The sequence below is a fragment of the Schlegelella aquatica genome, from assembly GCF_026013905.1.
Taxonomy (GTDB): Bacteria; Pseudomonadota; Gammaproteobacteria; order Burkholderiales; family Burkholderiaceae_C; genus Caldimonas; species Caldimonas aquatica.
This window is the reverse complement of sequence record NZ_CP110257.1, coordinates 390504-417305: the sequence shown is the minus strand read 5'-3', so window position 1 is coordinate 417305 and position 26802 is coordinate 390504. Positions and strand designations below refer to the sequence as shown.

At 70.3% G+C, this 26802-nt stretch carries 20 protein-coding genes; 10 read left to right on the top strand and 10 right to left on the bottom strand.

The window, feature by feature from the left end; genetic code table 11:
• Positions 1-177: 177 nt before the first annotated feature.
• The 8 genes from OMP39_RS01860 to OMP39_RS01825 form a co-directional block, all read right to left on the bottom strand.
• Positions 178-1458 (bottom strand): amylo-alpha-1,6-glucosidase, encoded by a 1281-nt coding sequence (locus OMP39_RS01860; protein WP_264893115.1) that lies wholly within the window; start codon positions 1456-1458, stop codon positions 178-180.
• A 229-nt stretch (positions 1459-1687) separates the two neighbouring features.
• The gene (glgX, locus tag OMP39_RS01855) at positions 1688-3862 is read right to left on the bottom strand and encodes a glycogen debranching protein GlgX (protein ID WP_264893114.1); all 2175 of its coding nucleotides are present in this window, start codon (positions 3860-3862) and stop codon (positions 1688-1690) included.
• A 32-nt stretch (positions 3863-3894) separates the two neighbouring features.
• Positions 3895-4596 (bottom strand): mechanosensitive ion channel family protein, encoded by a 702-nt coding sequence (locus tag OMP39_RS01850; RefSeq protein WP_264893113.1) that lies wholly within the window; start codon positions 4594-4596, stop codon positions 3895-3897.
• 37 nt (positions 4597-4633) lie between these two features.
• On the bottom strand, positions 4634-7969 hold the full coding sequence (gene treS, locus OMP39_RS01845) for a maltose alpha-D-glucosyltransferase (protein ID WP_264893112.1): 3336 nt from the start codon (positions 7967-7969) through the stop codon (positions 4634-4636).
• Between the two features lie 9 nt (positions 7970-7978).
• Positions 7979-10012, bottom strand: coding sequence for an alpha-1,4-glucan--maltose-1-phosphate maltosyltransferase (locus OMP39_RS01840; protein WP_264893111.1), 2034 nt, complete (start codon positions 10010-10012; stop codon positions 7979-7981).
• Entirely contained in the window at positions 10005-11885 is a 1881-nt protein-coding gene (gene glgB / locus OMP39_RS01835) for a 1,4-alpha-glucan branching protein GlgB (RefSeq protein WP_264893110.1), read from the bottom strand. Before glgB ends, OMP39_RS01840 begins: the two co-directional genes overlap by 8 nt.
• Before the next feature lie 14 nt (positions 11886-11899).
• Entirely contained in the window at positions 11900-12100 is a 201-nt protein-coding gene (locus OMP39_RS01830) for a DUF3606 domain-containing protein (protein WP_342454870.1), read from the bottom strand.
• A 534-nt stretch (positions 12101-12634) separates the two neighbouring features.
• Entirely contained in the window at positions 12635-14245 is a 1611-nt protein-coding gene (locus OMP39_RS01825) for a M28 family metallopeptidase (protein WP_264893109.1), read from the bottom strand.
• A gap of 527 nt (positions 14246-14772) precedes the next feature.
• Between OMP39_RS01825 and OMP39_RS01820 the strand changes: the two genes are divergently transcribed.
• The 4 genes from OMP39_RS01820 (at position 14773) to OMP39_RS01805 (ending at position 18797) form a co-directional block, all read left to right on the top strand.
• Positions 14773-15777, top strand: a complete 1005-nt coding sequence (locus OMP39_RS01820) for a patatin-like phospholipase family protein (protein WP_264893108.1) — start codon at positions 14773-14775, stop codon at positions 15775-15777.
• Positions 15778-15905: 128 nt separating this feature from the next.
• A complete protein-coding gene (locus tag OMP39_RS01815) occupies positions 15906-16172 on the top strand; it encodes an SDR family oxidoreductase (RefSeq protein WP_264893107.1) in 267 nt (88 codons plus the stop codon).
• 10 nt (positions 16173-16182) lie between these two features.
• Positions 16183-17868 (top strand): long-chain fatty acid--CoA ligase, encoded by a 1686-nt coding sequence (locus tag OMP39_RS01810; RefSeq protein WP_264893106.1) that lies wholly within the window; start codon positions 16183-16185, stop codon positions 17866-17868.
• The gene (locus OMP39_RS01805) at positions 17847-18797 is read left to right on the top strand and encodes a 2-hydroxyacid dehydrogenase (RefSeq protein ID WP_264893105.1); all 951 of its coding nucleotides are present in this window, start codon (positions 17847-17849) and stop codon (positions 18795-18797) included. Before OMP39_RS01810 ends, OMP39_RS01805 begins: the two co-directional genes overlap by 22 nt.
• Before the next feature lie 98 nt (positions 18798-18895).
• Here the strand turns inward: OMP39_RS01805 and OMP39_RS01800 are convergent, their stop codons facing one another.
• A complete protein-coding gene (locus OMP39_RS01800; RefSeq protein ID WP_264893104.1) occupies positions 18896-21112 on the bottom strand; it encodes an ATP-binding protein in 2217 nt (738 codons plus the stop codon).
• 17 nt (positions 21113-21129) lie between these two features.
• The gene (locus tag OMP39_RS01795; protein ID WP_264893103.1) at positions 21130-21264 is read right to left on the bottom strand and encodes a hypothetical protein; all 135 of its coding nucleotides are present in this window, start codon (positions 21262-21264) and stop codon (positions 21130-21132) included.
• Positions 21265-21588: 324 nt separating this feature from the next.
• On the opposite strand from OMP39_RS01795, the gene OMP39_RS01790 reads away from it, so the two are divergent.
• The 6 genes from OMP39_RS01790 to OMP39_RS01765 are packed head-to-tail and all read left to right on the top strand — an operon-like array spanning position 21589 to position 26733.
• Positions 21589-22206, top strand: coding sequence for a c-type cytochrome (locus OMP39_RS01790; RefSeq protein WP_264894617.1), 618 nt, complete (start codon positions 21589-21591; stop codon positions 22204-22206).
• Positions 22206-23531, top strand: coding sequence for a c-type cytochrome (locus tag OMP39_RS01785; RefSeq protein WP_264894615.1), 1326 nt, complete (start codon positions 22206-22208; stop codon positions 23529-23531). Before OMP39_RS01790 ends, OMP39_RS01785 begins: the two co-directional genes overlap by 1 nt.
• 38 nt (positions 23532-23569) lie before the next feature.
• On the top strand, positions 23570-23725 hold the full coding sequence (locus OMP39_RS01780; RefSeq protein ID WP_264893102.1) for a hypothetical protein: 156 nt from the start codon (positions 23570-23572) through the stop codon (positions 23723-23725).
• Positions 23722-24291 carry a cupredoxin domain-containing protein gene (locus OMP39_RS01775; protein WP_264893101.1) on the top strand — a complete coding sequence of 190 codons (570 nt, stop codon included), beginning with the start codon at positions 23722-23724 and terminating at the stop codon, positions 24289-24291. The genes OMP39_RS01780 and OMP39_RS01775 overlap by 4 nt, the downstream gene beginning before the upstream one ends.
• Entirely contained in the window at positions 24278-25900 is a 1623-nt protein-coding gene (locus OMP39_RS01770; protein ID WP_264893100.1) for a cbb3-type cytochrome c oxidase subunit I, read from the top strand. The genes OMP39_RS01775 and OMP39_RS01770 overlap by 14 nt, the downstream gene beginning before the upstream one ends.
• The gene (locus tag OMP39_RS01765; RefSeq protein WP_264893099.1) at positions 25900-26733 is read left to right on the top strand and encodes a c-type cytochrome; all 834 of its coding nucleotides are present in this window, start codon (positions 25900-25902) and stop codon (positions 26731-26733) included. The genes OMP39_RS01770 and OMP39_RS01765 overlap by 1 nt, the downstream gene beginning before the upstream one ends.
• The last annotated feature ends 69 nt before the right edge of the window (positions 26734-26802 follow it).

Below are 26802 nucleotides of genomic sequence, written 5' to 3'. Positions count from 1 at the left end.
AGGCCCGGCGAGACCCCTGCGCAGAGTCGAGCGAGAGCAGATGTCTTGCAGCAGAACTTGCACTCGAGCGTGCACGCAAGCCCGCATGCAGACGGGCACCCGAACGGGTCACCCGGCCGTGCACCCGAGCGTGCACCCGAAGGGGCCCGAGGGCGTCGGCGGTGCCGCAGCCCCCGGTCAGAAGACGAAGTCGTCGTGCTCCACCGCCTGACGCGCGAACAGGAAGGCGGCGGCGTTCCAGCTCTGGCCGGCCATGCCCTTGGGTTCCAGGGTCTGGCCGTGGAACCACTCCGTGAACCGCCAGTCGTCGGCCGCCAGGCTCCAGGCGAGCTTGTCCAGCTCGGCCCGGGCCTCGTCGCGCTGGCCGAGACGGGCCAGTGCCATCGCATAGAAGCCGCCGATGAAGGGCCAGATCCCGCCGTTGTGGTACTGGTGCGGGTGGTTCTGCTTGTGGCGCGCCATGTAGGGGCGCCACAGCTCGTGCTGCGGGGTGATCGGATGCGTCACGGCGCGCACGGGGTACGGCTCGGCCACCTTCGCGGCCTTGAGCGTCTGCAAGATGCCGTTGGCCATCGCGTCGCCCGCCAGCCCGCACAGGATGGCTAGCACATTGCCGAACACGTCACCCTCGTAGCCGACGAACGACAGGTTCACGAAGCTGAGGTACAGGTCCGGCGTGCGCTGCCCTCGCCGCGCATAGTGCGCCAGCAGCCGGCCCCGGCGGTACTCGGGCAGGTCGCGTTTGAACGGGTGGAAGAGATGGTTGAAGTGATAGTGCGTCTCTTCCTGGTTGGGCAGGCGGTAGATCTCCTTGACGCGGTACCACAAGGCGTTGGTGTAGAGCACGAAGCCCGAGCGGGGCATGATGTCGGCCCAGTCGCTCGCCTCGTTTTGCTGCAGCAGGAAGAACCGCTGATGCTCCTGCGAGGCCAGCCAGTTGAGCGCGAGCGCCACCTGGGGCTCCCAGCGGTGCTCGACGCCGGCCAGGGCGCTGCGGCGCCGGACGTGGTCCACCGCGATGAGCCACCACAAGGTGGCGTCGATGCAGCCCAGGTACCAGAAGTCCGCATCGACGCCCTCCGGGTCCACGTACTTCGGAATCTGGCCGTTCGGCGCCTGCGCCTGCGCCAGCGCATCCAGGCTCGCCACCGCGCCCAGCTCCAGCGTCTCGATGCCGCTGCCGGCCATGGCCAGCACGCAGATCGCGGCATCGCGGCCGAAGATGCGCGTGTAGCTGCGCGCCTCGGCGGCCTTGGTGCGGCTGGCGGCCAAGATGCCTTGCGGCGTGAGGTTGCGCTCCAGCAGATCGACCGACTCCACCGTGCACCGGTGGACGATGGGCGCCGGCTCGCAAGCAGGGCGGGCCGCGGCCAGCGGCGGCGAAGCCCACCCGGCAGGGGCTGCGCTGCAAGAAGACAGGAGCGGCGCTGGGGCCGGTTGCGGACGCGCGTGTTTCATGGACACCTCGGCAGAGCGGGTTCGACGAAGGGTCGACACCGAAGCGGCCAGTGTAGGAAGACCGCCCTGCGCGCCGGCGTGCATTTGACGCAGCGCGCCCACGCGCTGCCCGAGCGGGCTGCGGCCCTTGTCACGCTGGGCGCCGGATTCCGACGAGTGGCCGCCCGAAGCCAGGCTGACACCCCCGCGGGGGGTGGGGCGCAGCCCCGGGGGCGAAGATGCAAGAGGCTCAGGCCGAAGCCGGGGCGGGCGGCGGGCTGGGCGTGAGCGGCACCGCCATCGGGCGGCGCAGCAGCACGAGCGAGCGGCCTTGCAGCGGATAGGTCTCGCCCGGTTGCAGGCGGCGCGGCTGCGCTTGCCCCGTGGGCTCCGCCGTGTCGACCAATGCGAACCACGGCCCGCCGGGGATGGTCGGGATCGTGAACGGGATCTCGTTCGCGTCGGCATTGAAGAGCAGCAGGAAGTCGTCGTCCTCCAGCGGAACGCCGCGCGCGTCCACGTCGTCCAGACCCGCGCCCGAGAGGTACATGCCCAGGCAGCGGGCATGCTCGTGCTCCCATTCCTCGGTGCTCATCTCGTGGCCGTCGGGCTTGAGCCAGAGGATGTCCTTGAGATGCCCGCCCACCAGCGGGCGGCCGGCGAAGAAGTCGCGCCGGCGGAACGTCGGGTGCGCGCGGCGCAGCGCGATCAGCCGGCGCACGAAGCCGAGCAGCTGCTCGCGCTCGGGCGTCATCGTCCAGTCCAGCCAGCTGATCTCGTTGTCCTGGCAGTAGGCGTTGTTGTTGCCGCGCTGCGTGCGCCCGATCTCGTCGCCCGACAGGATCATCGGCACGCCCTGCGACAGCAGCAGCGTGGCCAGCAGGTTGCGCTTCTGGCGCTCGCGCAGTGCATTGACCTGCGGGTCGTCGGTCGGGCCTTCGACGCCGCAGTTCCACGACAGGTTGTGGTTGTTGCCGTCGGCATTGCCTTCGCCGTTGGCCTCGTTGTGCTTCTCGTTGTAGCTCACCACGTCGTGCAGCGTGAAGCCGTCGTGCGCGGTGATGAAGTTGATGCTCGCGTGCGGGCGCTTGCCGGTGCGCCCGTACAGGTCGGACGACCCCGTCAGGCGCGTGGCGAATTCGCCGATCAGGCCGCCGTCGCCCTTCCAGTACGCGCGCATGCCGTCGCGGTAGCGGTCGTTCCACTCGGCCCAGCCGAGCGGGAAGTTGCCGACCTGGTAGCCGCCGTGGCCCAGGTCCCACGGCTCGGCGATCAGCTTGACCTGGTTGAGCGTCGGGTCCTGACGGATGACGTCGAAGAAGCCGCCCAGATGCTCGACGCGCCCGCGCTCGCGCGCCAGCGCCGAGGCCAGGTCGAAGCGGAAGCCGTCGACGTGCATCTCCTCCACCCAGTAGCGCAGCGAGTCCATCACCATCTGCAGCACGCGCGGGTGCATCAGGTTGATGGTGTTGCCGCAGCCGGTGAAGTCGTTGTAGTAGCGGCGGTTCTCCTCCGAGAGGATGTAGTAGGAGGCGTTGTCGATGCCGCGCAGCGAGAGCGTGGGCCCCAGGTGGTTGCCCTCGCAGCTGTGGTTGTAGACGACGTCGATGATGACCTCGATCCCCGCCGAGTGCAGGGTCTTGACCATCGTCTTGAACTCCTTGACCTTGCCCGAACACGAGTAGCGGGGCTCGGGCGCGAAGAAGCCGAGCGTGTTGTAGCCCCAGTAATTGCGCAGCCCCTTTTCCTCCAGGTAGCGGTCGTTCACGTAAGCGTGCACCGGCATCAGCTCCACGGTCGTCACGCCCAGCCGCTTGAGGTAGTTGATGGCGGGCGCGCACGCCAGCCCCGCATAGGTGCCGCGCATCCGCTCCGGGATCTCCGGGTGGCGCATCGTGAAGCCGCGCACGTGCATCTCGTAGATGACCATGTCGTGCCACGGCACCTCGGGGCGCCGGTCGTCTCCCCAGGTGAAGGCCGTCTCCAGCACGCGGCACTTGGGCATGTGCGGTGCGCTTTCGCGCCGGTCGAAGGAGAGGTCCTCCCTCTTGTGGCCGATGGTGTAGCCGTACAAGGCATCGCTCCAGCGCAGCTGACCGACGAAGTCCTTCGCGTAGGGGTCGAGCACCAGCTTGTGGGGGTTGAATCGGTGCCCCTCCTCCGGCTTGTAGGGCCCGTACACGTGGTACCCGTAGGCCATGCCGGGCCGCGCCTCGGGCAGGTAGCAGTGCCAGACGTGGTCGGTGCGTTCCCGCATCTCGATGCGTTGCCGCTCGCGCCGGCCCGTCTCGTCGAAGATGGCGAGTTCCACGCGCTCGGCATGTTCCGAGAAGAGCGCGAAGTTCACGCCCTGGCCGTCCCAGGTCGCGCCGCGCGGGTACGGCTTGCCCGGCCAGACTGCGGTGATGGGTTTGTCCTTGCTCATGGTTGGCAGCTCGTGGGCGAGAGACGCCCTCGTCAGGGCAGGCGGTCGCGGCGTTCATCGCCGGGGCGCCGCGGCGCCGGCCACCAGCGCTCGAGCCACGCGGCCGCCCAGTCGCGCCCGCCCAGACCGAAGGCCAGCGCCAGTGCCAGCACGACGCCCGCCAGCAGGATGAGGAAGGTCAGCCGCACGAGCTGTCCACCCACTTCGAGCTGATCCACGGCGATCATCAAGACGAACACCAGGATCGCGTAGCGGGCGAGGTTGCCCAGCACCGCCCCGTCGCGAATGCCGATGCCGGCGCAGTAGGTGTGGACGGCGTTGCCGACGAAACGCGCGAAGTACGCACCGAAAGCCACGATCAACAGCGCGACGATGACGCGCGGCACGAACAGCATCACACGGCTGAGCAGGTCGGTCACGTAGGACAGCCCCAGGCCGTTGAACGCGACGATCAAGGCCGCGAGGATGACGACCCAGTACGCCAGCCAGCCGAACAGGCCGATGGTGTCCGTTTGCACCCCGCCGCGTTGCAGGAAGCCGTCCACGCCGGCGCGCTGCGTGACGATGTGGAGGTTGATGGCCCGCAGCGCCTTTTCGATCGCGAAGCGAGCCGCCTTGGCGAGCAGGTACCCGATGAACAGGATCACCACCGCCAGCGCGAGCCGCGGCAGCAGCGCGCCGACCTGGTAGAGGAACGCTCGCGCGGGGTCGAGCAGGACTTCTATGCGCTCCATGTGGATCTCCGTGGTGGGCGCCGCGAACGCGCGGGCTTCATGCCCGCCCCAGCAGGCCGGCGATGCCCTCCAGGGGGATCGCGACCCAGTCCGGCCGGTTGCTCAGTTCGTAGCGCAGCTCGTACAGCGCCTTCTCGAGCTCGAACAAGCCGAGCAGGCCTTCTCCGGGCCGCAGGTCTTCGTAGAGGCGGGCTGCGCCGGCGTGACGGTGGTAGGCGCGCAGGAAGGCCGCACGCGTCTGGCGCTCCCACAGCGCCGCCAGTGCCTCCAGAGAGGACGCATCCTCCGGCCCCCGCGGCAGCGAGCGCAGTGCGGCCGCGCGCGCGTAGCTGAAGGAACGCAGCATCCCCGCCACATCGCGCAGCGGCGGGTGCTTCTCGCGCCGCTGCGCGAAGCTGCGGCCGGGCTCGCCCTCGAAGTCGATGATGACGAAATCGTTCTTCGACAGCAGCACCTGCGCGAGGTGATAGTCGCCGTGGTAGCGCGTCTTGAGCCCCTGCTGGCCCGGCGCGCCCAAGGCCTCGATGCGTGCCATCACGACGTGCCGGTTGACGAGCAGCTCGCGCGCGAGTGCGGCCGCGCGCTCGTCCAGCCGGTCCAGCGCCGACTCCAGCATCGCGAAGGTGGTGCTCGCTTCCTGCGCCACCTGCTCGCGGTAGTGCGCGAGGTCGTCGCTGGTCAGGCGCTGCGGCGCGAACGCCTCGGTACCCCCATCGCTCGCGAAGGCCAGGTGCAGCTGTGCGGTGCGCTCGCCCAGCGTCTCGATCAGCGCGAGATAGGCCGCGTGCTCGTCTTCGCGCGGCGGCTCCACCACGGTCTGTCGAGACTCGAGGTAGCGCTGCAGGTAGTCCTGGGTGTAGCTCCAGCCGTCCCCCTGATTGGGCACATACCCCTGCAGGATGGACAGCGTGTAGACCGTGCCGGCGCCGGACTCGTACTCCACCACGCCGGCCACGGGCACGCAGTGCGGGAAGCGGGCCGCCTCGGTGAGGAAGCAGCCGACCTCGAACTCCGGGTTGGAGCCCGGGCGCAGACGCCGGTAGCCCTTGAGGAACAGGCGCTCATCGAGGGTGACGATGGTGTTGCTGCTTTGTGCCTGGGGCTTGCCCACCGGCAGGCTTTCGTGGTCGTCGCCGGCGACTTGGCGGAACAGGCTCGTGGGGCGGAAGCGGATGATGCCTGCCGCCGTCTTGACCTCCACGCGGCGCTGGATGGCCGAGACGACGGCATGGCAGAACGCGTCGTCGGCGAAGGCGTCGGCCATCACGCCCACCATCGCCTGCTGCCGCACCCGCGCGACGGTGGCCACCGCGAGGCTGCGCATCCGCTCCTCCTCGCGGTCCTCCCAGGCCATGGCCAGCGGCGCGTAGTACGTCGCCGGCGCCGCGGGCCCTTCCAGCTCGACGATGGGCAGCAGCCACTGGCGCTCGCCGTGCTCCCACACCGCGTGGTCGGCCAGCCGCGCACGCTGCACCGCGGTGCCCTTGGAGGCGTACCAGCGCTGCGCCTCGACGTAGCGCGCGAGCGTGTCGGTTTCGAACTGCTCGCGCACGCGCAACGCGAGCCCGATGCGCCACGGCACCACCTGGTCGCGGAACAGGCTGTTCCAGCCGTCGAAGAGGACCAGCACCGGGCGGTCCTCGGCCGGCAGCACCTCGGTGTGCCAGCTCGGCGCGTCGGCGTCGGCCGCCAGGCGGAACCAGTAGAACGCATGCGCGGGCAGCGTGAGCAGGTAGGGCAGATCGCCAATGGGCGGAAACGCGTTGCGGCCCAGCATCTCCACCGGCACGCGCCCGCGGAAGCGCGAGAGGTCCAGCTCCACCGGCTGCGCCGTGCGGGCGAGGTTCACGACGCACAGGATCACGTCGTCGCCGTACTCGCGCAGGTAGGCCAGCACCTTGCGGTTGCCGGGCCGCAGAAAGGTGAGCCGACCGCGGCCGAACGCGAGGCTCGTCTTGCGCACCGCCAGCATGCGGCGCATCCAGTTGAGCAACGACGACGGCTCGCGGGTTTGCGCCTCGACGTTGACCGCCTGGTAGCCGTAGACCGGGTCCATGATCGGCTGCAGGTACAGCCGTTGCGGGTCGGCCCGGCTGAAGCCGGCGTTGCGGTCGATGCTCCACTGCATCGGGGTGCGCACGCCGTTGCGGTCCCCGAGGAAGACGTTGTCGCCCATGCCGATCTCGTCGCCGTAGTAGATGATGGGCGAGCCGGGCATGGACAGCAGCAGGCTGTTCATCAGCTTGATGCGGTCCATGTCGTTGTCCATCAGCGGCGCCAGGCGACGGCGGATGCCGAGGTTGATGCGTGCGCGCGGGTCGGCGGCGTACATGTTGTACATGTAGTCGCGTTCCTTGCTCGTCACCATCTCGAGCGTCAGCTCGTCGTGATTGCGCAGGAAGATCGCCCACTGGCAGGTCTCGGGGATCTCCGGCGTCTGCTGCATGATCTCGACGACGGGGAAGCGGTCCTCCTGCGCGATGGCCATGTACATGCGCGGCATCAGCGGGAAGTGATACGCCATGTGGCACTCGTCGCCCTCGCCGAAGTATTCGCGCACGTCCTCGGGCCACTGGTTGGCCTCGGCCAGCAGGAAGCGGTTGGGGTAGTGCGCATCGATCGCCGCGCGCAGCTGCTTGATGATCGCGTGCGTCTCGGGCAGGTTCTCGTTGTTGGTGCCCTCGCGCTCGACCAGGTACGGGATCGCGTCGAGCCGGAAGCCGTCCACGCCCATGTCGAGCCAGAAGCGCATCACCTTGAACACCGCCTCGAGCACCAGCGGGTTGTCGAAGTTGAGATCGGGCTGGTGGCTGAAGAAGCGGTGCCAATAGTAGGCCTTGGCGACCGGGTCCCACGTCCAGTTCGACGTCTCGGTGTCGGTGAAGATGATGCGGGTGCCCAGGTACTTCTGGTCGGTGTCGCTCCAGACGTAGAAGTCGCGCTCCGGCGAGCCGGGCGGCGCCTTGCGCGCGCGCTGGAACCACGGGTGCTGGTCCGACGTGTGGTTGATGACGAGTTCGGTGATGACCTTGAGGTCCCGCTTGTGCGCCTCGTCCAGCATGAGGCGGAAGTCGTCCAGCGTGCCGTACTGCGGGTGGACGTTCTCGTACTCGGAGATGTCGTAGCCGTCGTCACGCAGCGGCGACGGGTAAAAGGGCATCAGCCACAGCGTGTTGACGCCCAGTTCCTTGATGTAGTCGAGCTTGGAGGCCAGGCCGAGGAAATCGCCGACGCCGTCGTCGTTCGAGTCGAAGAACGCCTTGACGTTGACCTGGTAGATCACCGCGTCCTTGTACCAGAGCGCCTCGTCGGTGCGGGGGATCACCGCGCCGCCTTCGGCGGCCTCGAGCTGAGGCGTGTGCGGTGCGTTCATCCAGAGGCTCTAGTCGAAGTAGTCGAAATCCTGCTCGCTGCGCACCCGCCGCCGCAAGCGCAGGACGTGCGCTGGCGAGTGGCGCGGGTCGAGCAGGATGAAGTTGCGCTCGCCGTGCCAGGTGAAGCGCTGCTCGCTGAGCAAATCGTGTACCTGGTACGGCAGGTGCGGATCGACACCGAGCCAGGCGAGGTCCACCGCGAGCCAGCCCGACTGGGGAAAATGCGGATCGAGGTTGACGACGGTGAGGATGACATTCTCGCCGTCGTCGCTGCGCTTGCCATAGGCGATGAGGTGTTCGTTGTCGATCGGAAAGAACTTGAGGCTCCAGTCCGACTGCAACGCCGGATTCTCGCGCCGGATGCGATTGACGCGGGCGATGAACGGCTTGAGGCTGTCGGGGCGGTCGCGGTCCCAATGGCGCAGCTGGTACTTCTCGGAGTTCAGGTACTCCTCGCTGCCGGGCTTGAGCGGCGCCGACTCCATCAGCTCGTAGGCCGGGCCGTAGAGGCCGTAGTTGGCCGCCAGCGTCGCGGCCAGCACCAGCCGGGCCATGAAGGTGGCCCGCTCGCCGGACTGCAGGCGCTCGTGCAGGATGTCCGGCGTGTTGGGCCACACGTTGGGCCGGAAGTACTCGCGCCCCGGCCCCTGCGACAGCTCGGTGAAGTAGTCGATGAGCTCCTGCTTGGTGTTGCGCCAGGTGTAGTAGGTGTACGACTGCGTGAACCCCAGCTTGGCCAGCCGGTGCATCACCTTCGGCCGCGTGAAGGCCTCCGACAGCAGGATCAGGTCCGGGTGCTCGCGCTTGAGGTGGGTGATGACCCATTCCCAGAACAGGAACGACTTGGTGTGCGGGTTGTCCACCCGGAAGATCCGGACCCCTTGCGCGATCCAGTGATCGAAGACGCTCTTGAGTTCCCGCCACAGCGCCGGCCAGTCCTCCGTCTCGAAGTTGAACGGGTAGATGTCCTGGTACTTCTTCGGCGGGTTCTCGGCGTACTGCACCGTGCCGTCGGGCCGCCAGCGGAACCACTGCGGGTGGTCCTTGACGTAAGGGTGGTCGGGCGCGCACTGGAAGGCGATGTCCAGCGCGATCTCGATGCCGAAGTCGCGCGCGCGGGCCACCAGGCGGCGGAAGTCCTCCAGCGTGCCCAGCTCCGGCAAGATGTCCTTGTGCCCGCCCTCGGCCGCGCCGATCGCCCAGGGGCTGCCGACATCGTCGGCCTGGGCCACCAAGGTGTTGTTCTTGCCCTTGCGCCGGGTGCGCCCGATCGGGTGGATGGGCGGGAAGTACAGCACGTCGAAACCCATCTCGGCCACATACGGCAGCAGCGCCTCCACGTCCTTGAAGGTGCCGTGCCGCCCGGGCTCGGGCGAGGCCGACCGGGGGAAGAGCTCGTACCAGGTGCTGTAGCGCGCCCGCTCTCGGTCCGCCACGAGCGGCAGCAGCACGGGGTGGGTCACCGCGAGGCTGCGGTCCGGGTAGCGGCGGGCGAGCTCCGCCAGCGACGGGTTCAGCGCGAGGGTCTTGAGGTCGGACGCATGGTGCTGCGCAGCCGCTTCGCTCAGCTGCGCGGCCCACTGCTTCAAGGCCTGCTGGTCGGCCCCCTTGGCGCGCGCGGCGGCCTCCTCCAGCAGATGGGCGCCCACGAGCACGGCGATGCGCACGTCCTCCTCGTCCACACGGCGCTCCAGCTCGTGCCGCCACGACTCGAAGTGATCGACCCAGGCCGTCACGGTATAGACATAGCGGCCGGGCGCCGGCGGCGTGAAGCTGCCGAGCCACTCGTCGTTGTGGCGCAGGCGCATCTCCACCTCGTGGAAAGACTCCTGCGTCTCCTCGCGCCATTGCAGCACGACGCGCAACACATCGTGCCCGTCGGTGAAGCAATGCGCCTCCACATGGAATGGCTCGCCGGCCACCCGCTTGACCGCGAAGCGGCCTGCGTCCACACAGGGCAGCACGGCGTCGATGACGGCACGCACGCGGCCGGCACGCGGGTCGGCGACGGCCGCCGCGGTGTTCTTGCGGGTCTCAGGCATGGCGCTCGGGTTTGAGGATCAGCGTGGCCAGGGGCGGCAGCACGAGGCTGAGCGAATGGGGCTGCCCGTGCGAGGGCAGAGGCACCGCCTCCACCCCGCCCAGGTTGCCCCACCCGCTGCCGCCGTACTCCCTGGCATCGGTGTTGAGGAGTTCGCGCCAGCGCCCCATCACCGGCACGCCCAGCACGTAGTTGGTGCGCGGCTCGGGCGTGAAGTTGCACACCACGAGCAGCGGGGCGTCCTGCGGCTCGCGGCCGCGGCGCAGGTAGGCGATGACGCTGCGCTCGGCGTCGTGCGTCTCCACCCACTGGAAGCCCTCGTGCGAGAAGTCCGTGCGGTGCAAGGCCGGCTCCTCGGCGTACAGCCGGTTGAGCTGCTGCACGAGGCGCTGGACGCCACGGTGCTCGGGCCACTCGGTGAGGTGCCAGTCGAGCTCGCCCTCGTGCGCCCATTCGCGCTCCTGCGCGAACTCCCCGCCCATGAAGAGCAGCTTCTTGCCGGGATGGGTCCACATGTAGCCGTACAGCGCCCGCAAGTTGGCGAACTGCCGCCAGCGGTCCCCGGGCATCTTGTTCAGCAGCGACCCCTTGCCGTGGACCACCTCGTCGTGCGAGAGCGGCAGCACGAAGTTCTCGTTGAAGGCATAGACCAGCGAGAACGTGAGCCGTCCGTGGTGGTACTTGCGATGGACCGGGTCTTCCCGCAGGTAGGCCAGCGTGTCATGCATCCAGCCCATGTTCCACTTCATGCCGAAGCCCAGCCCTCCGAGGTAGGTCGGCCGCGACACCATGGGCCAGGCGGTGGACTCCTCGGCGATCGTCATCGTGTCGGGGAAGTCGCGGTACACGGCCTCGTTGAGCTTGCGCAGGAACTCGATGGCCTCGAGGTTCTCCTTGCCGCCGTGGACATTGGGGATCCACTCGCCCTGCCTGCGGCCGTAGTCCAGGTACAGCATCGAGGCCACCGCGTCGACGCGCAGGCCGTCCACGTGGTACTTGTCCAGCCAGAACAAGGCCGACGAGATCAGGAAGCTGCGCACCTCGTTGCGGCCGTAGTTGAAGATGCTGGAGTTCCAGTCGGGGTGGAAGCCCTGCCGGGGGTCGGCGTGCTCGTAGAGGTGCGTGCCGTCGAAGTACTGCAGCCCGTGCTCGTCGGTGGGAAAGTGCGACGGCACCCAGTCCAGGATCACTCCCAGCCCTTCACGGTGCAGGTGGTCGACGAAGTACATCAGGTCCTGCGGCGTGCCGTAGCGGGAGGTCGGTGCGAAGTACCCCGTGGTCTGGTAGCCCCAGGAGCCGTAGAAGGGATGCTCGGTGACCGGCAGCAGCTCGACGTGGGTGAAGCCCATGGCCTTGGCATAGGGCGCGACCTGATGCGCGAGCTCCCGGTAGTTCAGGAACTGCCCGTTCGCCCGCCGCCACGAGCCGGCGTGCAGTTCGTAGATGGAGATGGGCGCATCCAGCGCGTTGCGGCGTGCGCGCTCGGACAGCCACACGTCGTCGTGCCAGTCGTAGTCCAGCGTCCACACGCACGAGGCCGTGGCGGGCGGCACCTCGGCATGGAAGGCGAAGGGGTCGGCCTTGCCCACCGTATAGCCGTGGTGCCGGGACACGATGCGGTACTTGTAGCGCTGCCCCGGGTGCACGCCGGGGATCACCGTTTCCCAGATGCCACTGCCGTCCCAGCGCGGCTGCATCGGGTGAGCCTCGGCAGACCAGCCGTTCCAGTCGCCGATCACCGAGACCGACTGCGCGTTCGGGGCCCAGACGACGAAGCGCGTCCCCCCGGGGGCCCAGTGCGCCCCCAGCTTTTCGTAGAGTCGGGCATGGCTGCCTTCGCGAAACCAGTAGATGTCCTGCTCGGAAATCGTCATCGGCAGCCGCAGAGTCAGTGTTCCAGCGCCTGGCGGACCGCCGCGGCATGGTCGCCCACGCGGGCGACCGCCTCGCGCAGCTCGGCCTCGGTGCAGTCGAACTCGCGACACCAGTACGCGACATCCTCCGGGTCCACCAGACTCACGCGGCCCGGGTCCAGCGGCTCGACGGGCTCATCCGTCGCGGGCGCGTCGCCTCCCATCGTGACGTCCATGCTGGCGCCCGGGTCCTCCTCTCCGGCGGCTGATTCGCTGCCCAGATCGACCGGGCGCGGAGTGTGGGATTCGGCGGGGCCGGGCGACGGCGACGCCGCCGCGCCGGGACGGGGCGTGGAAGGTGCAGAAGGCGACGGCATGGCGGACTCCAAAGATCGACGGCGGCTCACCGCCGCCCGCGATGCTTCAGCAAGAGGCGTACCCACACCGGGCGGGGCGATCCCCCGTGCGGGTCGCGGGGAGATCATGCGGGGCTCACGTGGGCTCACGTGGGGGTCGTGTGAGGGTGGCGTGGCGGCTGGCCGGTCGGTCGTCGCGGCCGCGCACGCCGCGCCGTCCCTTGGCCCCGACACGGCCGCGCGCCCGCGGCACCGAATGCAGACGATCTTGCCGATCGAGCGGCGGCGCGGGGGGGCGGTCGCTTCTCGGGGCGACGGGCGGGGGCTCGCTTCGGGCACGAAAAGGGGCGACGGCACGCGCCGTCGCCCCGTGGGCCGCACACCGCGCGCCGGGCGCCCCCGGCGCGGGCGAGGTCAGCGCTGCAGCAGGTTGCCCTTGTAGGGCAGGCGCACCACCGACTTCATGACCGAGGCCTTGCCCTCGAACTGCCCTTGCGCGCGCATGCCGGCGATGGCGGCGGTATTCATCGCGTAGTGCAGCGTCGCATAGCCGATGGCCTGCGCGTTGACCTGCAGCGCCACCGGGTTCACGTTGCTGAGCGTGTCGCAGGCCCGGTGGTAGCACGGGTCGTAGGGCTCGCCGGCGATGCCGCCCCACTTGGCAGCCTCCTCGGCGCTCTTGATGCCCTCCGCGCCGGTGAAGAGGCCCCCGGCCGGGATGCCTGCCTCGATGAAGGGGCCGTAGTCCGAACGCCCGTCGAAGTCGGTGCCCTTGGTGGCCAGGCCGCGACCGGCGAAGAAGGACTCGAACACCTTCTCGATCTGCGCGGAACCGGCCGGGCCGGGGCCGGCACCCACGCCGTCCGAGTCGTCTCCGTCATAGACGAAGTACACGAAGTTGGGCGAGCCCACCATGTCGAAGTTCAGGTACAGCGCGATGCGGCTGCGTTCCTCCTCGCTGAGCGTCTGGACGTAGTGGGTCGAGCCGACGAGCCCCGACTCCTCGGCGCCCCACAGCGCGAAGCGCAGCTTGTTGCGCGGACGCACCTTGCCGAGCTGCACGGCCGTCTCCAGCACGGCGGCCGTGCCGGTGCCGTTGTCGTTGATGCCCGGCCCCTCGTCCACCGAATCGAGGTGGGCGCCGATCATCACGACGTTGTTCGGGTCGCCGTGGCGCGACTCGGCGATCACGTTGTAGGTGTTCACCGTGTCCACGCGCGTGTCGGTCTTGATGCGCAGTTCGAGCCCGGGCGTGGCGGCCAGGCGCTCGCCCACGGACAACGTGACGGCGACGACCGGAATGTTCAGCGCGAAGTCCTCGCCGAGCGTGCCGTTGAGCTCGGCCTCCACGTTGTTGTAGATGACGACCCCTTGCGCGCCCGCCGCATGGGCGTTGGTGGCCTTCTGCGCGAAGGTGCACGAGCCCCGGCGGATCAGCGCGATGCGGCCGGCGCCGAAGCCGGCGAAGTCGGCCGGGTCGCACCCGGTGGGCGCGCCGCTGGGCTGCTGCACCGCCGCAGTCACATCCCCCGCGCCCGAGTACGCCATGATGCGATGCGCGATCGCGCCGCCGGGTGCGGGCGCGGTCTGCGCGAGCACGCTCGGCGAGAGCTCACGGAACACGCGGAAGTCGAACGCCTGGCGCGAGACGACATAGCCCGCGTCGCGGAACACGCGCTCCGCGTACTGCACACTGCGATCGTAGCCGCTGGTGCCCGAGGCGCGCTGGCCCCCGTTCTCGTTGGCGATGCGCTGGAGGGCGTCGAGGTGCCGACGCACGCCTTGCGCGGTGATGCACATGTTCAACTTGTTCGGCGTGTCGTTGACGCGCTGCGCGCACAGCCACTCCCGGGTGCCGGGAGCGGCTGCCGCGATCGCGGCATCGAGCGAGTCGGCCTCCAGGCGGGTGGCGGTGTCGTCACCGGAGCCGCCGCCGCAGCCGGCCAGCGCCAAGGTGATCGCCGCCAACGCGAGCGGCCAGGTGCCGGCCCTCGGGGCCAGGCGATGGTGCGGTGGGACTTTCATGCGAGCTGTCTCCTCTCGATCAGGGGTGGGACGAAGACGGGCGCTCGTGGCACCCGCACGGACGAGCCGGCCCGCCGGCGCGCGAACAGACGCGCGCCGTCAGGACGACGCAACGGGGCAGAACCGGGGTGGGAGCCGCAACGGCGGGCGCGGCCTCTTACGAGACCGCGCCCCCGTCCACGGAGCGGTCGCGGCGCATTCGCCCGTCAGGCGGTGCGGGCGCAGCGGTGGCGACGCAAAGGGTGCGGCGTGTGGCACGCCGCCGGACGAGCCGTGCATCAGTGCATGTCGGCATCGTGGCTCCCTGAGGGGTTGGTTGTTGTAGCCCCATCGTAGAAGAGGCCTCCGGCCCGGGGGCACCAGTGTGATACCGCCTGTATCCGCCCGAGCTTCATGTGCACAGGGCGCGCAGGCGCGGGTGCGCCGCCACGCAGCGCAGGGTGCCGCAGGCACCCGCACGGGGCGATCGATCGACCGCCACTCACGGGAGCGCGGGCCGGGCGTGCGGGTTGCTGGCTTCCCCCCACATGGAGACCATCATCATCTTCCAGGGCGGCGGGGCCTTGGGCGCCTTTTCCGCCGGGGTGTGGGGGGCGCTCGCGCCCCGCCTGCGAGAGGCGGGCGCCCGCCTGGCCGGTGTGGCGGGCGCCTCGATTGGGGGCATCCTCGCCGGCGTGATCGCGCGGGCCACGGCGCGCGGCGAAGCGGATTGGGGCGCGGCCGCGCTGGAGCGGTTGTGGCGCGAGCGCCTGGCCACGCCCTCGCTGCCCTTCGTGCCGGCCGCGGCGCCCTTCACGCCCGGGATCGCGCACGCCGACCCCGACGCCTGGAACGGGCTGCTCACCGGCTTGCTCGCCGGCACGCGCAGCCTCTACCGGGCAGCCCCCGAGCGGCTGAACCCCTGGGCCGGCATGCAACGCATCGATTGGCCGCTCTTCGACCGCGCGGCGATGTACCGGACCCTCACCGAGCTGATCGGCGAGTACGACACGCGCGATGCGCCCGCCCGGCCCTGGCTCGCCGTGGGCGCGGTGGACGTGCTCGACGGCGAGCTGCGGGTGTTCGACAGCGACCGCGCGCCCGTCACGCCCCGCCATCTCGCTGCGTGCGCGGCGCTGCCGCTGCTGTTCGATCCGGTGGAGGTCGACGGGCGCCTCTATTGGGACGGCGAGATGTGCAGCACCTCGCTCGTGCCGCCCGTGATGGATCGCGCCCGCGAGGCGGGCCGCGCGAGGCGCGGCGAGGACGTGCTGCTGGTGACGGTCGAGCCCATCAGCCCGAAAGCGGCGGCCTTGCCTCGCACGAGCGTCGAAATCGCCCACCGGGCGATCGAGCTGCTGCTGATGCGCAAACTGAGCCGCACCGATGCCCGTGCCCTCGGCGCCTCACGCCATTTGAGCATCACGCGGGAGCCGCTGCCGCAGGATCTGGTAAGCGGTCATTTCGACTACTCGCCCGGTCGCATCGACACCTTGCTGCGGCAAGGCCGCGAGGCAGGCGAGCGCGCCTGGGAGGCGGCGATGGCCTCGTGAAGCCGGGCCTGGGCGGCCACAGCCGGCGCGACGTCCGGCGCCATGCCGGCGTCGGGTGTGTCGCGCACCGGACTGCCATGGCCGGCCCGTCGGCGCCATACTGGGCCGTTGCGACGAGGAGACCCACCATGTCCCCCCTGTTCTCGCTGGCCGGCCAGGCGGCCGTCATCACCGGTTCGTCATGCGGCATCGGTCGCGCCATCGCCCGGCGCATGGCCGAGCGCGGGGCGAAGGGCGTCGTCTCGTCGCGCAAGGGGCAGGCCGACACCGCCGTGCCCCGGCGCCGCATGGGCGAGCCCGACGGGATCGCGGGGGCGGCCGTCTTTCTCGCCTCGCGGGCGGGCTCTTTCATGACGGGGCAGGCCATCGTCGTCGATGGCCGCGCCACCTGCTGAGGTGCCGAGCATGAGCGCCCCCGCCCCTGCACGCGAGCGGCATTTCGCGCACTGGCCGCCCGGCCAGCCGCGGCACCTGACGCTGCCGCAGACGTCGCTCTTCTACAACCTCGAAGTCTCCGCCGCCCGCTACCCCGACAAGACGTGCATCCACTACTACGGCCGCGACATCAGCTACCGCGAGGTGCTGCGCGCGGCAGAGCGCCTGGCCGGCTTCCTGCAGGGGCACTGCGGCGTCGCGCGCGGCGACCGCGTGCTGCTTTACATGCAGAACAGCCCGCAGTGGGTCGTGGCCTTCTACGGCATCGTGCGGGCGAACGCGGTGGTCGTGCCGGTCAACCCGATGAACAAGACCGACGAGCTGCGGCACTACGTGAGCGACAGCGGCGCCACCACGATCGTCGTGCCGCAGGACCTCTACCCCCAGGTGCGCCCGCTCGTCGGCGAAGGCGGCCTGGCCCACGTGGTGGTGGCCTGCTATGCCGACGCGCTGGACGCTGCCGCCCCGCACGCCCCGGCGCTGGTGCAAGCGCCGCGCGAAGCCTTGCAGGGCCCGGGCGTCGCGCTATGGTCCGATGTGATGGACCGGGCGCTGGAGCCGGGCCCGCTCGAGGTCGGGCCCGACGACCCCTGCACGATGCCCTACACCTCGGGCACCACCGGCGCCCCCAAGGGTTGCGTGCACACGCACCGCAGCGTGATGTGCTCCGCCGTGGGCGGCGTGCGCTGGTTCGGGCGCTCGCAAGACGACGTCTATTTGTCGGTGCTGCCCTTCTTCCACGTGACCGGGCTCACCGGCAGCCTGCACGGCCCCATCTATGCCGGCGCGACGATGGTCGTGCTCACCCGCTGGGACCGGCACGCGGCGCTGCTCGCGATCGAGCGGCAACGCGTCACGGTCTGGCAGTCCATCTCGACCATGATGATCGACTTCCTCGCGCAACCCGGCCTCGAGGGGCGCGACCTGTCCAGCCTGCTGGTGGTGCGAGGCGGCGGCGCGGCGATGCCGCAGACCGTGGCCGAGGAGCTGCTGCGCCGCACCGGGCTGCGCTACGTCGAGGGCTACGGCATGTCCGAGACGATGGCGGCCACGCACATCAACCCGCCACACCGGCCCAAGCCGCAGTGCCTGGGCATCCCGGTGTTCGACGTCGATGCGCGCATCGTGGACCCGGACACGCTGCACGAGCTGCCCGCCGGCGAGGTGGGAGAGATCGTGGTCCATGCGCCCCAGGTGATGCAGGGCTACTGGCGGCCGCCCGAGGCGAACGAGGAGGCGTTCGTGCCACTCGACGGCAAGCGCTTCCTGCGCACGGGCGACCTGGCGCGCATCGACGAGGACGGCTACTTCTTCATGGCCGACCGACTCAAACGCATGATCAACGCCTCCGGCTACAAGGTGTGGCCCGCCGAGGTCGAGGCGCTGCTGTACCGGCACCCGGCCGTGCAGGAGGCCTGCGTCATCGGCGCGCCCGACCCGCACCGCGGCGAGACCGTCAAGGCGCTCGTCGTGCTGCGCGCCGAACACCGCGGCACGGTGGACGCGGCGGCCCTGCTCGCGTGGGCGCACGAGCACATGGCCGCCTACAAGGCACCGCGCGTGATCGAGCTCGTCGACGAGCTGCCCAAGTCGGGCTCCGGCAAAGTGCTGTGGCGCGAGTTGCAGGAGCGCGAATGGCGCTCGGCAAGGACATGAGCATGGGCATCGTGGTGCTCTCGTCTCCGCTGCCCAGCGCCCCGTTCGCCGAGGCCTTGCGCGCCGCCGCGCCCGACATCCCGGTGTGGACCGAGCAGGACGACCCGCCCGCCGACGAGGTGGAGGCGCTGCTCGCCTGGCGACTCAAGCCCGGCATCGTCGGCCGCTATCCGAGGCTCCGGCTCGTGTGTTCCACCGGCGCGGGGGTGGACAAGCTGCTGGTGCCGGACCTGCCCGCCGGGCTGCCCCTCACGCGCGTGGTGGACCCGGACCAGGCGGTCCAGATCGCCCAATACGTGCTCGGCTGCACGCTGCGCCATACACGCGACCTGACGCTCTATGCCGCACAGCAGTCGCAGCGGCTGTGGCGCCGGCATCCGGTGCGCCCGTCGGCGCGCTGCCGCATCGGCATCCTGGGCTTCGGCGCGGTCGGGCAGGCGATCGCACGCGCCTTCGGCCCGGTGGGCTACCCCGTCACGGGCTGGTCGCGCCGGCCCAAGGCGGTGGCCGGCTGTGTCTGCGTGCACGGGGCCTCAGGGCTGGCACAGGTGCTCGCGACCAGCGACGTGCTCGTGTGCGCGCTGCCGCTGACGGCCGAGACCCGCGGGCTCCTGGACCACCGCCGGCTCTCGGCGCTGCCGGCGGGCGCCTATGTCATCAACGTGGGGCGCGGAGAACAACTCGTCGAGGACGACCTGCGGCGCCTGCTGGACGACGGGCACCTGGCCGGCGCGGCGCTGGACGTGTTCGAGCGTGAGCCACCGCCTGCGGACCATTGGGTGTGGTCGCACCCCCGCGTGCTCGCCACGCCCCACATCGCCGCCCAGGCCGCCGACTCGGTGGTGGCCGCGCAATGCGTGGCCGCCTTGCGCGCCGTGCGCGAGGGCCGCCTCCCGGACCACGCGATCGACCGGCACGCCGGGTACTGAGCGGGCGCTGCCGCGCGCGGGGCCGCGGCATCCCGTGGGGCCCGCGCCGGGCACACACCCTTCGATTGGTGCGGCCCCGTCTGTTGCACGCCCCGTCCTCAGGGCTCGCAGACCTCGAAGACCGCCTGCTGGAGCGCCTCCAGCAGCTCCTCGACCGCGTAGGGCTTGCGCAGCAGGTGCCGCTGCCCCTCGGGAGCCTGCATGCTGTAGCCGGTGGCGACCACGGCCGGCAGCCCGGGCAGGTGGCGGGCACACCACTGCACGAGATCGGCGCCCGACATCGTGCCGGGCATCACCATGTCGGTGAACAGCACGTCGAACCGCTCGCCGCGCGCGAGCTGTGCGCGTGCCTCGTCGGCGTTCGCGCACATCACCACCCGATGCCCCGCCGCCTCGAGCGAGGGCCTCACGACCGAGGCGATCAGCATGTCGTCCTCGACCATCAATACGCGCAAGGGGCGCCCGGCCGACCGGGCCGCCGGGCGCTCCTCGGCCGCCGCGGCGGCGCCCTGCGCGGCGGGCAGCAGCATCTGCGCCGCGGTGCCCACGCCCGGCTGGCTGCGCAGCCGCGCATCGCCGCCGGACTGTCGGCAAAAGGCCATCACCTGGGCCAACCCCAAGCCGCTACCGGCCCCCACGGCCTTGGTGGTGTAGTACGGTTCGAAGGCCCGCGCCACGGTTTCCGCGCTCATGCCCACGCCGTCGTCCACCACCTCGACGCTCACATAGCGGCCCGCCGGCAGCCCCGCGGTCTCCTCGTCCGTCGCCGGCCGCGCGCGCACCACGATGCGCCCGCCTTGCGGCAGCGCATCGCGGGCGTTGAAGACGAGGTTGAGCAGCGCGAGCTCGAGCTGGGTCGGGTCGGCCCGCACGGCGGGCAGGTCCGGGGCGAAATCGGCGGTCAGCGCGATCTGGCCGCCCACCGCCTTGGCGAGCAGCTCCTGGTTCTTGAGGACGAAATCGGCCAAGCTCACGGGGCGGGGGTCCAGCGGCTGCGCGCGCCCGAAGCTCAGCATCTGCCGCACGACCTCGGCGCCGCGGGAAGCGGCCCGCGAGGCCGCATCGAGCACTTTGTGCTGCGACTCCTGCGTGCAGGTGCGCTTGAGCAGGTGCAAGCCGGTCGTGATCGTCTGCAGGATGTTGTTGAAGTCGTGCGCCAGACCGCCGGACAGGCGCCCGATCGCCTCGTGCTTCTGGGCCTCGAGCAGGCGGGCCTGCGCCTGGCGCGTCTGTTCCACGGCCTCGGCGATCTTTTCCTGCAGCAGCCGCTGCGCGTCGTGTGCCTGCAGCCCGGCCTGGTGCAAGGCGAGGCTCACCGCGTCCACCTCCGCGACGCCGGTGCGCAGCGGGGGCGGCACTTCGTCGCGGCCCAGGCACCGCGCGGCCTCGTGCAGCGCCGTCACCGCCCGGATCGAGCGGCGCGAGGCATACAGCGCCACCAGCAGGCCGATGAGAAGCAATGTGCCCGCAGCCGCGAGCGCCTGCGCCGTCAGGCGCCAGGCGGCCGCCGAGAGCTCCGACTGCGGCGCGCCGATGACGACCGACACGCCGTAACGGTCCGGCGGTGTCAGGTAGGCCAGCGTCTCGATGCCTTCGAGTGTGCGCGAGCTGCCGAAGCCGGTGGCGCCCGTGTGCAGGCGCTCGCGCAGGTCCGGCGTGGCCAGCGAGCCGACCCACTGCGCCGGGTCGATGTTGCGCGCGATCACCCGGTCGCGCAGCAACACCGCGATGACGGTGTTGCGCATGTCGGCTTGACGCTCGACGATGTCCTGCACGACGGAGGGCTCGAAGCTCACCGCCACGTTCAGCTGCTGCTCCGCGACGCCGTACTCCGGGACGAACACGGCCATGACGGGGCGCCCCGCCACCGGCCCGCGCGGGTTGAAGTACAGGGTGGGCTCGGAGACGAGCGCGAAGCCCGGCGAGCGCGGCACCGTCTGGCCGGGCTGGAAGGGGCGCAGGGTGTTGACCAGCTGCCGGTTCGCGTCCACCACGAGCACCCAGTCGCGTGTGCCTTGGACCGCGGCCGCCGCCTCCTCGTAAAAGCGCGCCAGGTCACGCTCGCGCAGCTCGCGCGATGCCGCCAGCGTCGCGCCCAGCAGCGCCCGCTTGTCGAACTCGCGCTCCAACACCGAGCTGATGCTGCGCGCAACCGCCTCGATGCGCGCCCGCAGCGCGGCGGACTCGCGCAAGTAGGTGTCACGCGCCAAGACGCCGAAGGCGATGGCGGCCGGCAGCCACACCACCAACACGAGCAGCAGAAGGCGGGTGCGGATGCTCAGGGATGCAGGGCTCGGGCAGCGACGCAACTTCATCGTGTTCACCCACCTCGTCACCAAGACGTCGCGATCACCACGAGCCCGGCCTGGCCCCTCGCGCTGAGGCCGGCCGCGATGAGGATCGTGCGGCCCGCCACCGGCAGGCCGACCAGCGCCGAGGTGAGCCAGAGCGCGAACGCCGCATGCATGCTTTCCTGCGCCGGATGCCGGCCGGCGCTGGCGCCACTGTAACGTCCCTCGGGCGAGGACGGGGGGCGTGCCGAACCGGAGTTCCCCGCTTCGGCACGGCCTTTGCCGGCGGGTGATCGTCTGCTGCGAGTGCCCTGCGCGTGAACACGACCGCCCTGCTTCGTTCCCCCCCCTCCCGTCGGCTGCGTCCCCGGCGCCCGCTCCTGTGCAGGTGGCTGGGCGCCCTGCTGGCGGCCGCGGCGACGGCGAGCGCGCCGGCCGCGCCGGGCGACTCCTCGCTGCGCGACCCCTCGGCGGTGCCGGGCTTCCGGCACATCGACTCGATGGAGGCCCGGGTGCAAGGCTGCGTGACCTGCCACGGCCGCCAGGGCGAAGGCACCGCCAATGGCTACTACCCGCGCATCGCCGGCAAACCCGCCGGCTATTTGTACAACCAGCTCATCGCCTTCCGCGACGGCACGCGGCGGTACCCGCCCATGAACTACCTGGTGGCCTTCCTGCCCGACGCCTACCTGCGCGAGATGGCAGAGCACTTCTCGCGGCTGCGGCCGCCCTTCGCGCCCAAGGAAGCCGTCCCGGTGGACGCGTCGCTGCTGCAGCGGGGGCAGACGCTGGTCACGCAGGGCGACCGCCAAAAAGGCGTTCCGGCCTGCGTGGCCTGCCACGGCGCGTCCCTGACCGGCATGGACCCCGGCATTCCGGGGCTGGTCGGACTGCGCTCGACCTACATCGCCTCCCAGCTCACGCGCTGGAAGGTGGGCGAGCGCCATGCCGCCGAGCCCGACTGCATGAAGCGCGTGGCCACGCGTCTGAGCGACGTGGACATCACCGCCGTGTCCGCATGGCTGGCCGGCCAGGACCCGCCGCGCGACCCGTCGCCCGAGTCGGCCAACCTCGTGCGCATGCCCTTCGCCTGCGGCAGCCAGGGAGCCCCGCGATGATGCGAACCGTGCTGCGCATCGTGCTCGCGCTGGCGTTGCTCGCGCTGGTGGGCCTGGGCGTGCTGTATTGGATGCAGCCGCGACCGCTCGCCCCCGTGGGCGATGCCAGCCCGCCGGGCGAGTCCGCCCCGGTGGCGCTGCGCCCCGCCCAGCCCGACCCCACCACGCAGCTGATCGCCAAGGGCGAGTACCTGGCGCGCGCCGGCGACTGCGTGGCCTGCCACACCGCGCCGGGCGGCAAGCCCTTCGCGGGCGGGCGCGCCATGCCCACGCCTTTCGGCAACATCTACGTGCCCAACATCACGCCCGACGAAGAAACGGGCATCGGGCTGTACACGCCGGACGAGTTCTACCGGATGCTGCACACCGGCATCTCGCGCGACGGCAAGCTGCTCTACCCCGCGATGCCGTTCGCGTCTTACACCAAGGTCACGCGCGAGGACTCGGACGCGATCTACGCCTACCTGATGTCGGTGCCCCCGGTGCGGCAGCCCAACCGCCCGCACGAGCTGCGCTTTCCGTACAACAAGCGCGAGCTGCTGGTGGGCTGGCGCGCGCTCTACTTCAAGGAGGGCGAGTACCAGCCCGACCCGAACCAGTCGGCCGAATGGAACCGCGGCGCCTATCTGGTGCAGGGCCTGGGACACTGCGCGATGTGCCACACCGCCGTCAACCGGCTCGGCGGCACCCAGGAGTCGCGCGCGTTCGAAGGCGGCATGATCCCCAACCAGAACTGGTACGCGCCGTCGCTGACCTCCAACCGCGAGGCCGGGTTGGGCGAGTGGAGCCTCAAGGACATCACCGACCTGCTGCAAACGGGCGTGTCCAATCGCGGCACGGTGTACGGGCCGATGGCGGAGGTCGTCTACCACAGCCTGCAGTACCTCACCGACGAGGACGTGCGCGCGATGGCGGTGTACCTCAAGTCGCTGCCGGAGCGCGACACGTCGCCCCCGCCTCCCAGCCAGGCCCGCCTGGTGGCCCCCGAGGTGATGGAGCTCGGCCGGCGCATCTACGACCAGCAGTGCGCCATGTGCCATGGCGAAGAAGGCAAGGGGTATCCGCCGGCCTACCCGCCGCTGGCCGGCAACCAGTCGATCACGCTGTACTCGCCGGTGAACCCCATCCGCATGGTGCTCAACGGCGGCTACCCGCCCGGCACGCGCAAGAACCCGAGGCCGCACGGCATGCCGCCGTTCAGCCACATGCTCACCGACGACGAGGTGGCCGCGGTCGTCACCTACATCCGCGTGGCCTGGAACAACACCGGCACGCCCGTCACCGCCGCGCAGGTCAACGAGCTGCGCACGATCATCCCCGAATGAACGAAAGGCGTCCGATGGACCGGCGCACGCAACCTCCCATGACCTCCGAATCGCCGCAGCAGCAGATCGACGAGATCGTGCGACGCGGCCCGGCCGGGGCCTTCGCCGTCGCCGGCGTGGCCACCGCGATCGTCGTCGCGCTCTACGTGCTGTTCTACCTGTTCGTGTACCTGCCGCGGGGGGCGGTCCAATGAGCGCTCACGCGGGCGAACCGCTGTCGCCGCACGACGTGGCGGTCGCCGCCGAGCGGCGGTGGAGCTACATCGTGGGCGCGGTGATCGCGCTGCTCGTGGTGATGATGATCGTCACCGGGCTGCACTGGGCCTCGATGCCGCCCTCGCGGGTGGAGACGGTGGACGTGAAGACGCTGCACCTGAAGGGCGAGTTCGTCGAGGGCAACCTGGGCACCGTGCTGGAGCCCGACGGCCGGGTGGTGGTGCGGCTGGTGGCGCAGCAGTACTCGTTCGTGCCGCAGTGCATCGTGGTGCCGGCGGGCATGCCGGTCACCTTCCGGGGCACGGCGGTCGACGCGATCCACGGCTTCGTCGTCGGCACCACCAATGCGAACACGATGCTCGTGCCCGGCTTCGTGGCCACCTTCACCACGCGCTTTCGCCAGCCGGGCGAGCACCTGATGCCGTGCCACGAGTACTGCGGCACCGGCCACGAGGCGATGTGGGCGCGGGTGCAGGTGTGGCCCGCCGAGGAGTTCATGGCCCGCGCTCGCAGCGGAGAAAGGCTCTCCTGTGTTCCTCGCTAAGAAGCTCGTGCTCGCGCACTTCTGGGTGGCGTTCGTCGCCTTCCTCGCGGCGATCGTGCTCGGCGAGTGGCAGATGTTCGTGCGCAGCCCGCTGGCGCAATGGGTCAACAACCCGGAGCACTACTACCGCTCGGTCACCGCGCACGGCACGGTGATGGCCTACGTGCTGCCCACGCTGGTGGCCATGGGCTTCGGCTACGCGATCTGCGAGCTGGCCCTCAAGCAGCCCCTCATCGGCGTGCGGTGGGCCTGGGCCGGGTTCTGGCTGGTCGTGCTCGGCACGGCGCTGGCGGGCACGACGACGGCGCTGGGCAAGTCCTCGGTGCTCTACACCTTCTATCCGCCGATGGTGGGCAGCCCCTTCTACTACTTCGGCGTGGTGCTGGTCGTGGTCGGCTCCTGGGTGTGGGTCGCGCTCATGTCGATCAACCTGCGCGCCTGGAAGCAGCGCCACCCCGGCCAGAGCGTGCCGCTGGCGATGTTCGGCAACGTCGCCGGGGCCTATCTGTGGGCCTGGACGTCACTGGGCGCCGCGGCCGAGGTGCTGCTGCTCATCCTGCCCGCCGCGCTCGGATGGACGGACACCATCAACGCGGGCCTGGCGCGTGTGCTCTTCTCGTGGACGCTGCACGCCATCGTCTACTTCTGGCTGATGCCGGCCTACATCGCCTTCTACACCATCGTGCCGCGCGCCATCGGCGGGCGGCTGTACAGCGATGCGATGGGGCGCGTCGCGTTCGTGCTGTTCCTCGTCTTCTCGATGCCCATCGGCATCCACCACCTCTTCGCCGATCCGCAGGTGGGCGCCGGCTTCAAGTTCGTGCATGCGGCGATGACGGCGATGGTGTCGGTGCCCACGCTGCTGACCGTGTTCACCATCGTCGCCTCGGTGGAGATCGCCGGGCGGCTGCGCGGCGGGCGAGGCCTCTTCGGCTGGGTGCGCGCGCTGCCCTGGCACAACCCGATGATGCTGGCGGTCACCTTCTCGTTCGTGATGCTCGGCTTCGGCGGCGCGGGCGGCATCATCAACATGAGCTACCAGCTCAACGAGACGGTGCACAACACGCAATGGGTCACCGGCCACTTCCACCTCATCTTCGCCGGCGCCATCGTGCTGATGTACTTCATGATCGCCTACGACCTGTGGCCGCAGTTGACCGGCTGCCCGCCGCTGCCGCAGCGCCTCGTCAAGGCGCAGGTGTGGCTGTGGTTCGTCGGCATGATGGTGCTGTCCATGCCGTGGCACCTGGTGGGCCTGCTCGGCATGCCCCGCCGCATGGCGTACTACGACTACACGCATCCCGACATCCAGCCGCAGGCCTGGACGGTGATCGCCTCCACCCTGGGCGGGCTGCTGCTGGTGATCTCCGCGTGCTTGCTCGTCTACATCCTCGCGCGCGCGCACCGGCAGCCCCGGGCGGCGCCGCCGCCCTACAGCTTCAGCGTCGAGGCGCATCCCGGGGCTCGCACGCCCGCGCTGCTGAACGGCTTCGCACTGTGGGTCGCGATGATGATCGGCCTCACGCTCGTCAACTACGGCTTCCCCATCGCGCAGATGGCGGTGCTCGACGAAGCCGCGGTGCCCGTGGTGCCGGTCGGGAGCCGATGATGGACGAGCGGCACACCCCCCGCACGGCTCCTTCGTCGCAACGCCCCGTCGGCTGGCGCCGCAGCGTGGCGGCCCTCGCGGGCCTGACGGCGGTGTCGTTGCTCGTCGGCTTCGTGTGGCTGCCTTCCGTCCACGAGGATTTCACCGCCGAGGGGCTGTGGGCGAGCATCTGCCGCGCGGCGGGCGTGCCCGCTCGCTGGTATACCGGGGGCACCGCACCGGCGGCCGCGCCGCCCGGCACGCAGGTGGTGCTGGCACGCGAGATGGCCCGCCCGCGGGATGCGGGCTCGGTGGGGCGCGGCGCCACGCTCGCCCTCAATTGCACGATGTGCCATGGCGCCCACGGCATGAGCACCTCCAACGCGCCCAACCTGGCCGGGCAGTACCCCGAGGTCGTGATCAAGCAGTTGCTCGACTACAAACACGGCCACCGCGTGAACGCGGTGATGCAGGCCCTGGCCGCGGGCCTGTCCGAGCAGGACATCCGCGACCTCGCCGCCTACTACGCCTCGCTGCCCAAAGCGCGCACCGCCCCCACCACCTACGACGAAACGCTGCCCGCGCTGGTGCGCGTGGGGGCCCCGCTGCGCAACATCGCTCCGTGCATCTCGTGCCACGGCGGGATCGACCAGAAGTTCGGCACCCCCTGGATCGAGGGAATGCCGCGCGACTACCTCGTCGCGCAGCTGCGGGCCTTCCGCAGCGGCGAACGTCGCAACGACCCCCAGGGCGTGATGCGCACGATGGCACGCCAGATGACCGACGCCGAGATCGAGGAGGTGGCCACCTTCTATGCCCGCAAGGCCGCCCCAGCCGGCGTGCAGGGTCACTAGCCGGGGGATCGCCCTGGGTAAGCCTCCCGCCCTGAAAGTTACAATTAGAGATATATTCGGTGCACCGTC

What these genes read in the sequence shown, in the direction of transcription:
- OMP39_RS01860 (WP_264893115.1), bottom strand. Translation starts at nt 1,458, where the DNA reads ATGAAACACGCGCGTCCGCAACCGGCCCCAGCGCCGCTCCTGTCTTCT.
- glgX (WP_264893114.1), bottom strand. Translation starts at nt 3,862, where the DNA reads ATGAGCAAGGACAAACCCATCACCGCAGTCTGGCCGGGCAAGCCGTAC.
- OMP39_RS01850 (WP_264893113.1), bottom strand. Translation starts at nt 4,596, where the DNA reads ATGGAGCGCATAGAAGTCCTGCTCGACCCCGCGCGAGCGTTCCTCTAC.
- treS (WP_264893112.1), bottom strand. Translation starts at nt 7,969, where the DNA reads ATGAACGCACCGCACACGCCTCAGCTCGAGGCCGCCGAAGGCGGCGCG.
- OMP39_RS01840 (WP_264893111.1), bottom strand. Translation starts at nt 10,012, where the DNA reads ATGCCTGAGACCCGCAAGAACACCGCGGCGGCCGTCGCCGACCCGCGT.
- glgB (WP_264893110.1), bottom strand. Translation starts at nt 11,885, where the DNA reads ATGACGATTTCCGAGCAGGACATCTACTGGTTTCGCGAAGGCAGCCAT.
- OMP39_RS01830 (WP_342454870.1), bottom strand. Translation starts at nt 12,100, where the DNA reads ATGGACGTCACGATGGGAGGCGACGCGCCCGCGACGGATGAGCCCGTC.
- OMP39_RS01825 (WP_264893109.1), bottom strand. Translation starts at nt 14,245, where the DNA reads ATGAAAGTCCCACCGCACCATCGCCTGGCCCCGAGGGCCGGCACCTGG.
- OMP39_RS01820 (WP_264893108.1), top strand. Translation starts at nt 14,773, where the DNA reads ATGGAGACCATCATCATCTTCCAGGGCGGCGGGGCCTTGGGCGCCTTT.
- OMP39_RS01815 (WP_264893107.1), top strand. Translation starts at nt 15,906, where the DNA reads ATGTCCCCCCTGTTCTCGCTGGCCGGCCAGGCGGCCGTCATCACCGGT.
- OMP39_RS01810 (WP_264893106.1), top strand. Translation starts at nt 16,183, where the DNA reads ATGAGCGCCCCCGCCCCTGCACGCGAGCGGCATTTCGCGCACTGGCCG.
- OMP39_RS01805 (WP_264893105.1), top strand. Translation starts at nt 17,847, where the DNA reads ATGGCGCTCGGCAAGGACATGAGCATGGGCATCGTGGTGCTCTCGTCT.
- OMP39_RS01800 (WP_264893104.1), bottom strand. Translation starts at nt 21,112, where the DNA reads ATGAAGTTGCGTCGCTGCCCGAGCCCTGCATCCCTGAGCATCCGCACC.
- OMP39_RS01795 (WP_264893103.1), bottom strand. Translation starts at nt 21,264, where the DNA reads ATGCATGCGGCGTTCGCGCTCTGGCTCACCTCGGCGCTGGTCGGCCTG.
- OMP39_RS01790 (WP_264894617.1), top strand. Translation starts at nt 21,589, where the DNA reads ATGGAGGCCCGGGTGCAAGGCTGCGTGACCTGCCACGGCCGCCAGGGC.
- OMP39_RS01785 (WP_264894615.1), top strand. Translation starts at nt 22,206, where the DNA reads ATGCGAACCGTGCTGCGCATCGTGCTCGCGCTGGCGTTGCTCGCGCTG.
- OMP39_RS01780 (WP_264893102.1), top strand. Translation starts at nt 23,570, where the DNA reads ATGACCTCCGAATCGCCGCAGCAGCAGATCGACGAGATCGTGCGACGC.
- OMP39_RS01775 (WP_264893101.1), top strand. Translation starts at nt 23,722, where the DNA reads ATGAGCGCTCACGCGGGCGAACCGCTGTCGCCGCACGACGTGGCGGTC.
- OMP39_RS01765 (WP_264893099.1), top strand. Translation starts at nt 25,900, where the DNA reads ATGGACGAGCGGCACACCCCCCGCACGGCTCCTTCGTCGCAACGCCCC.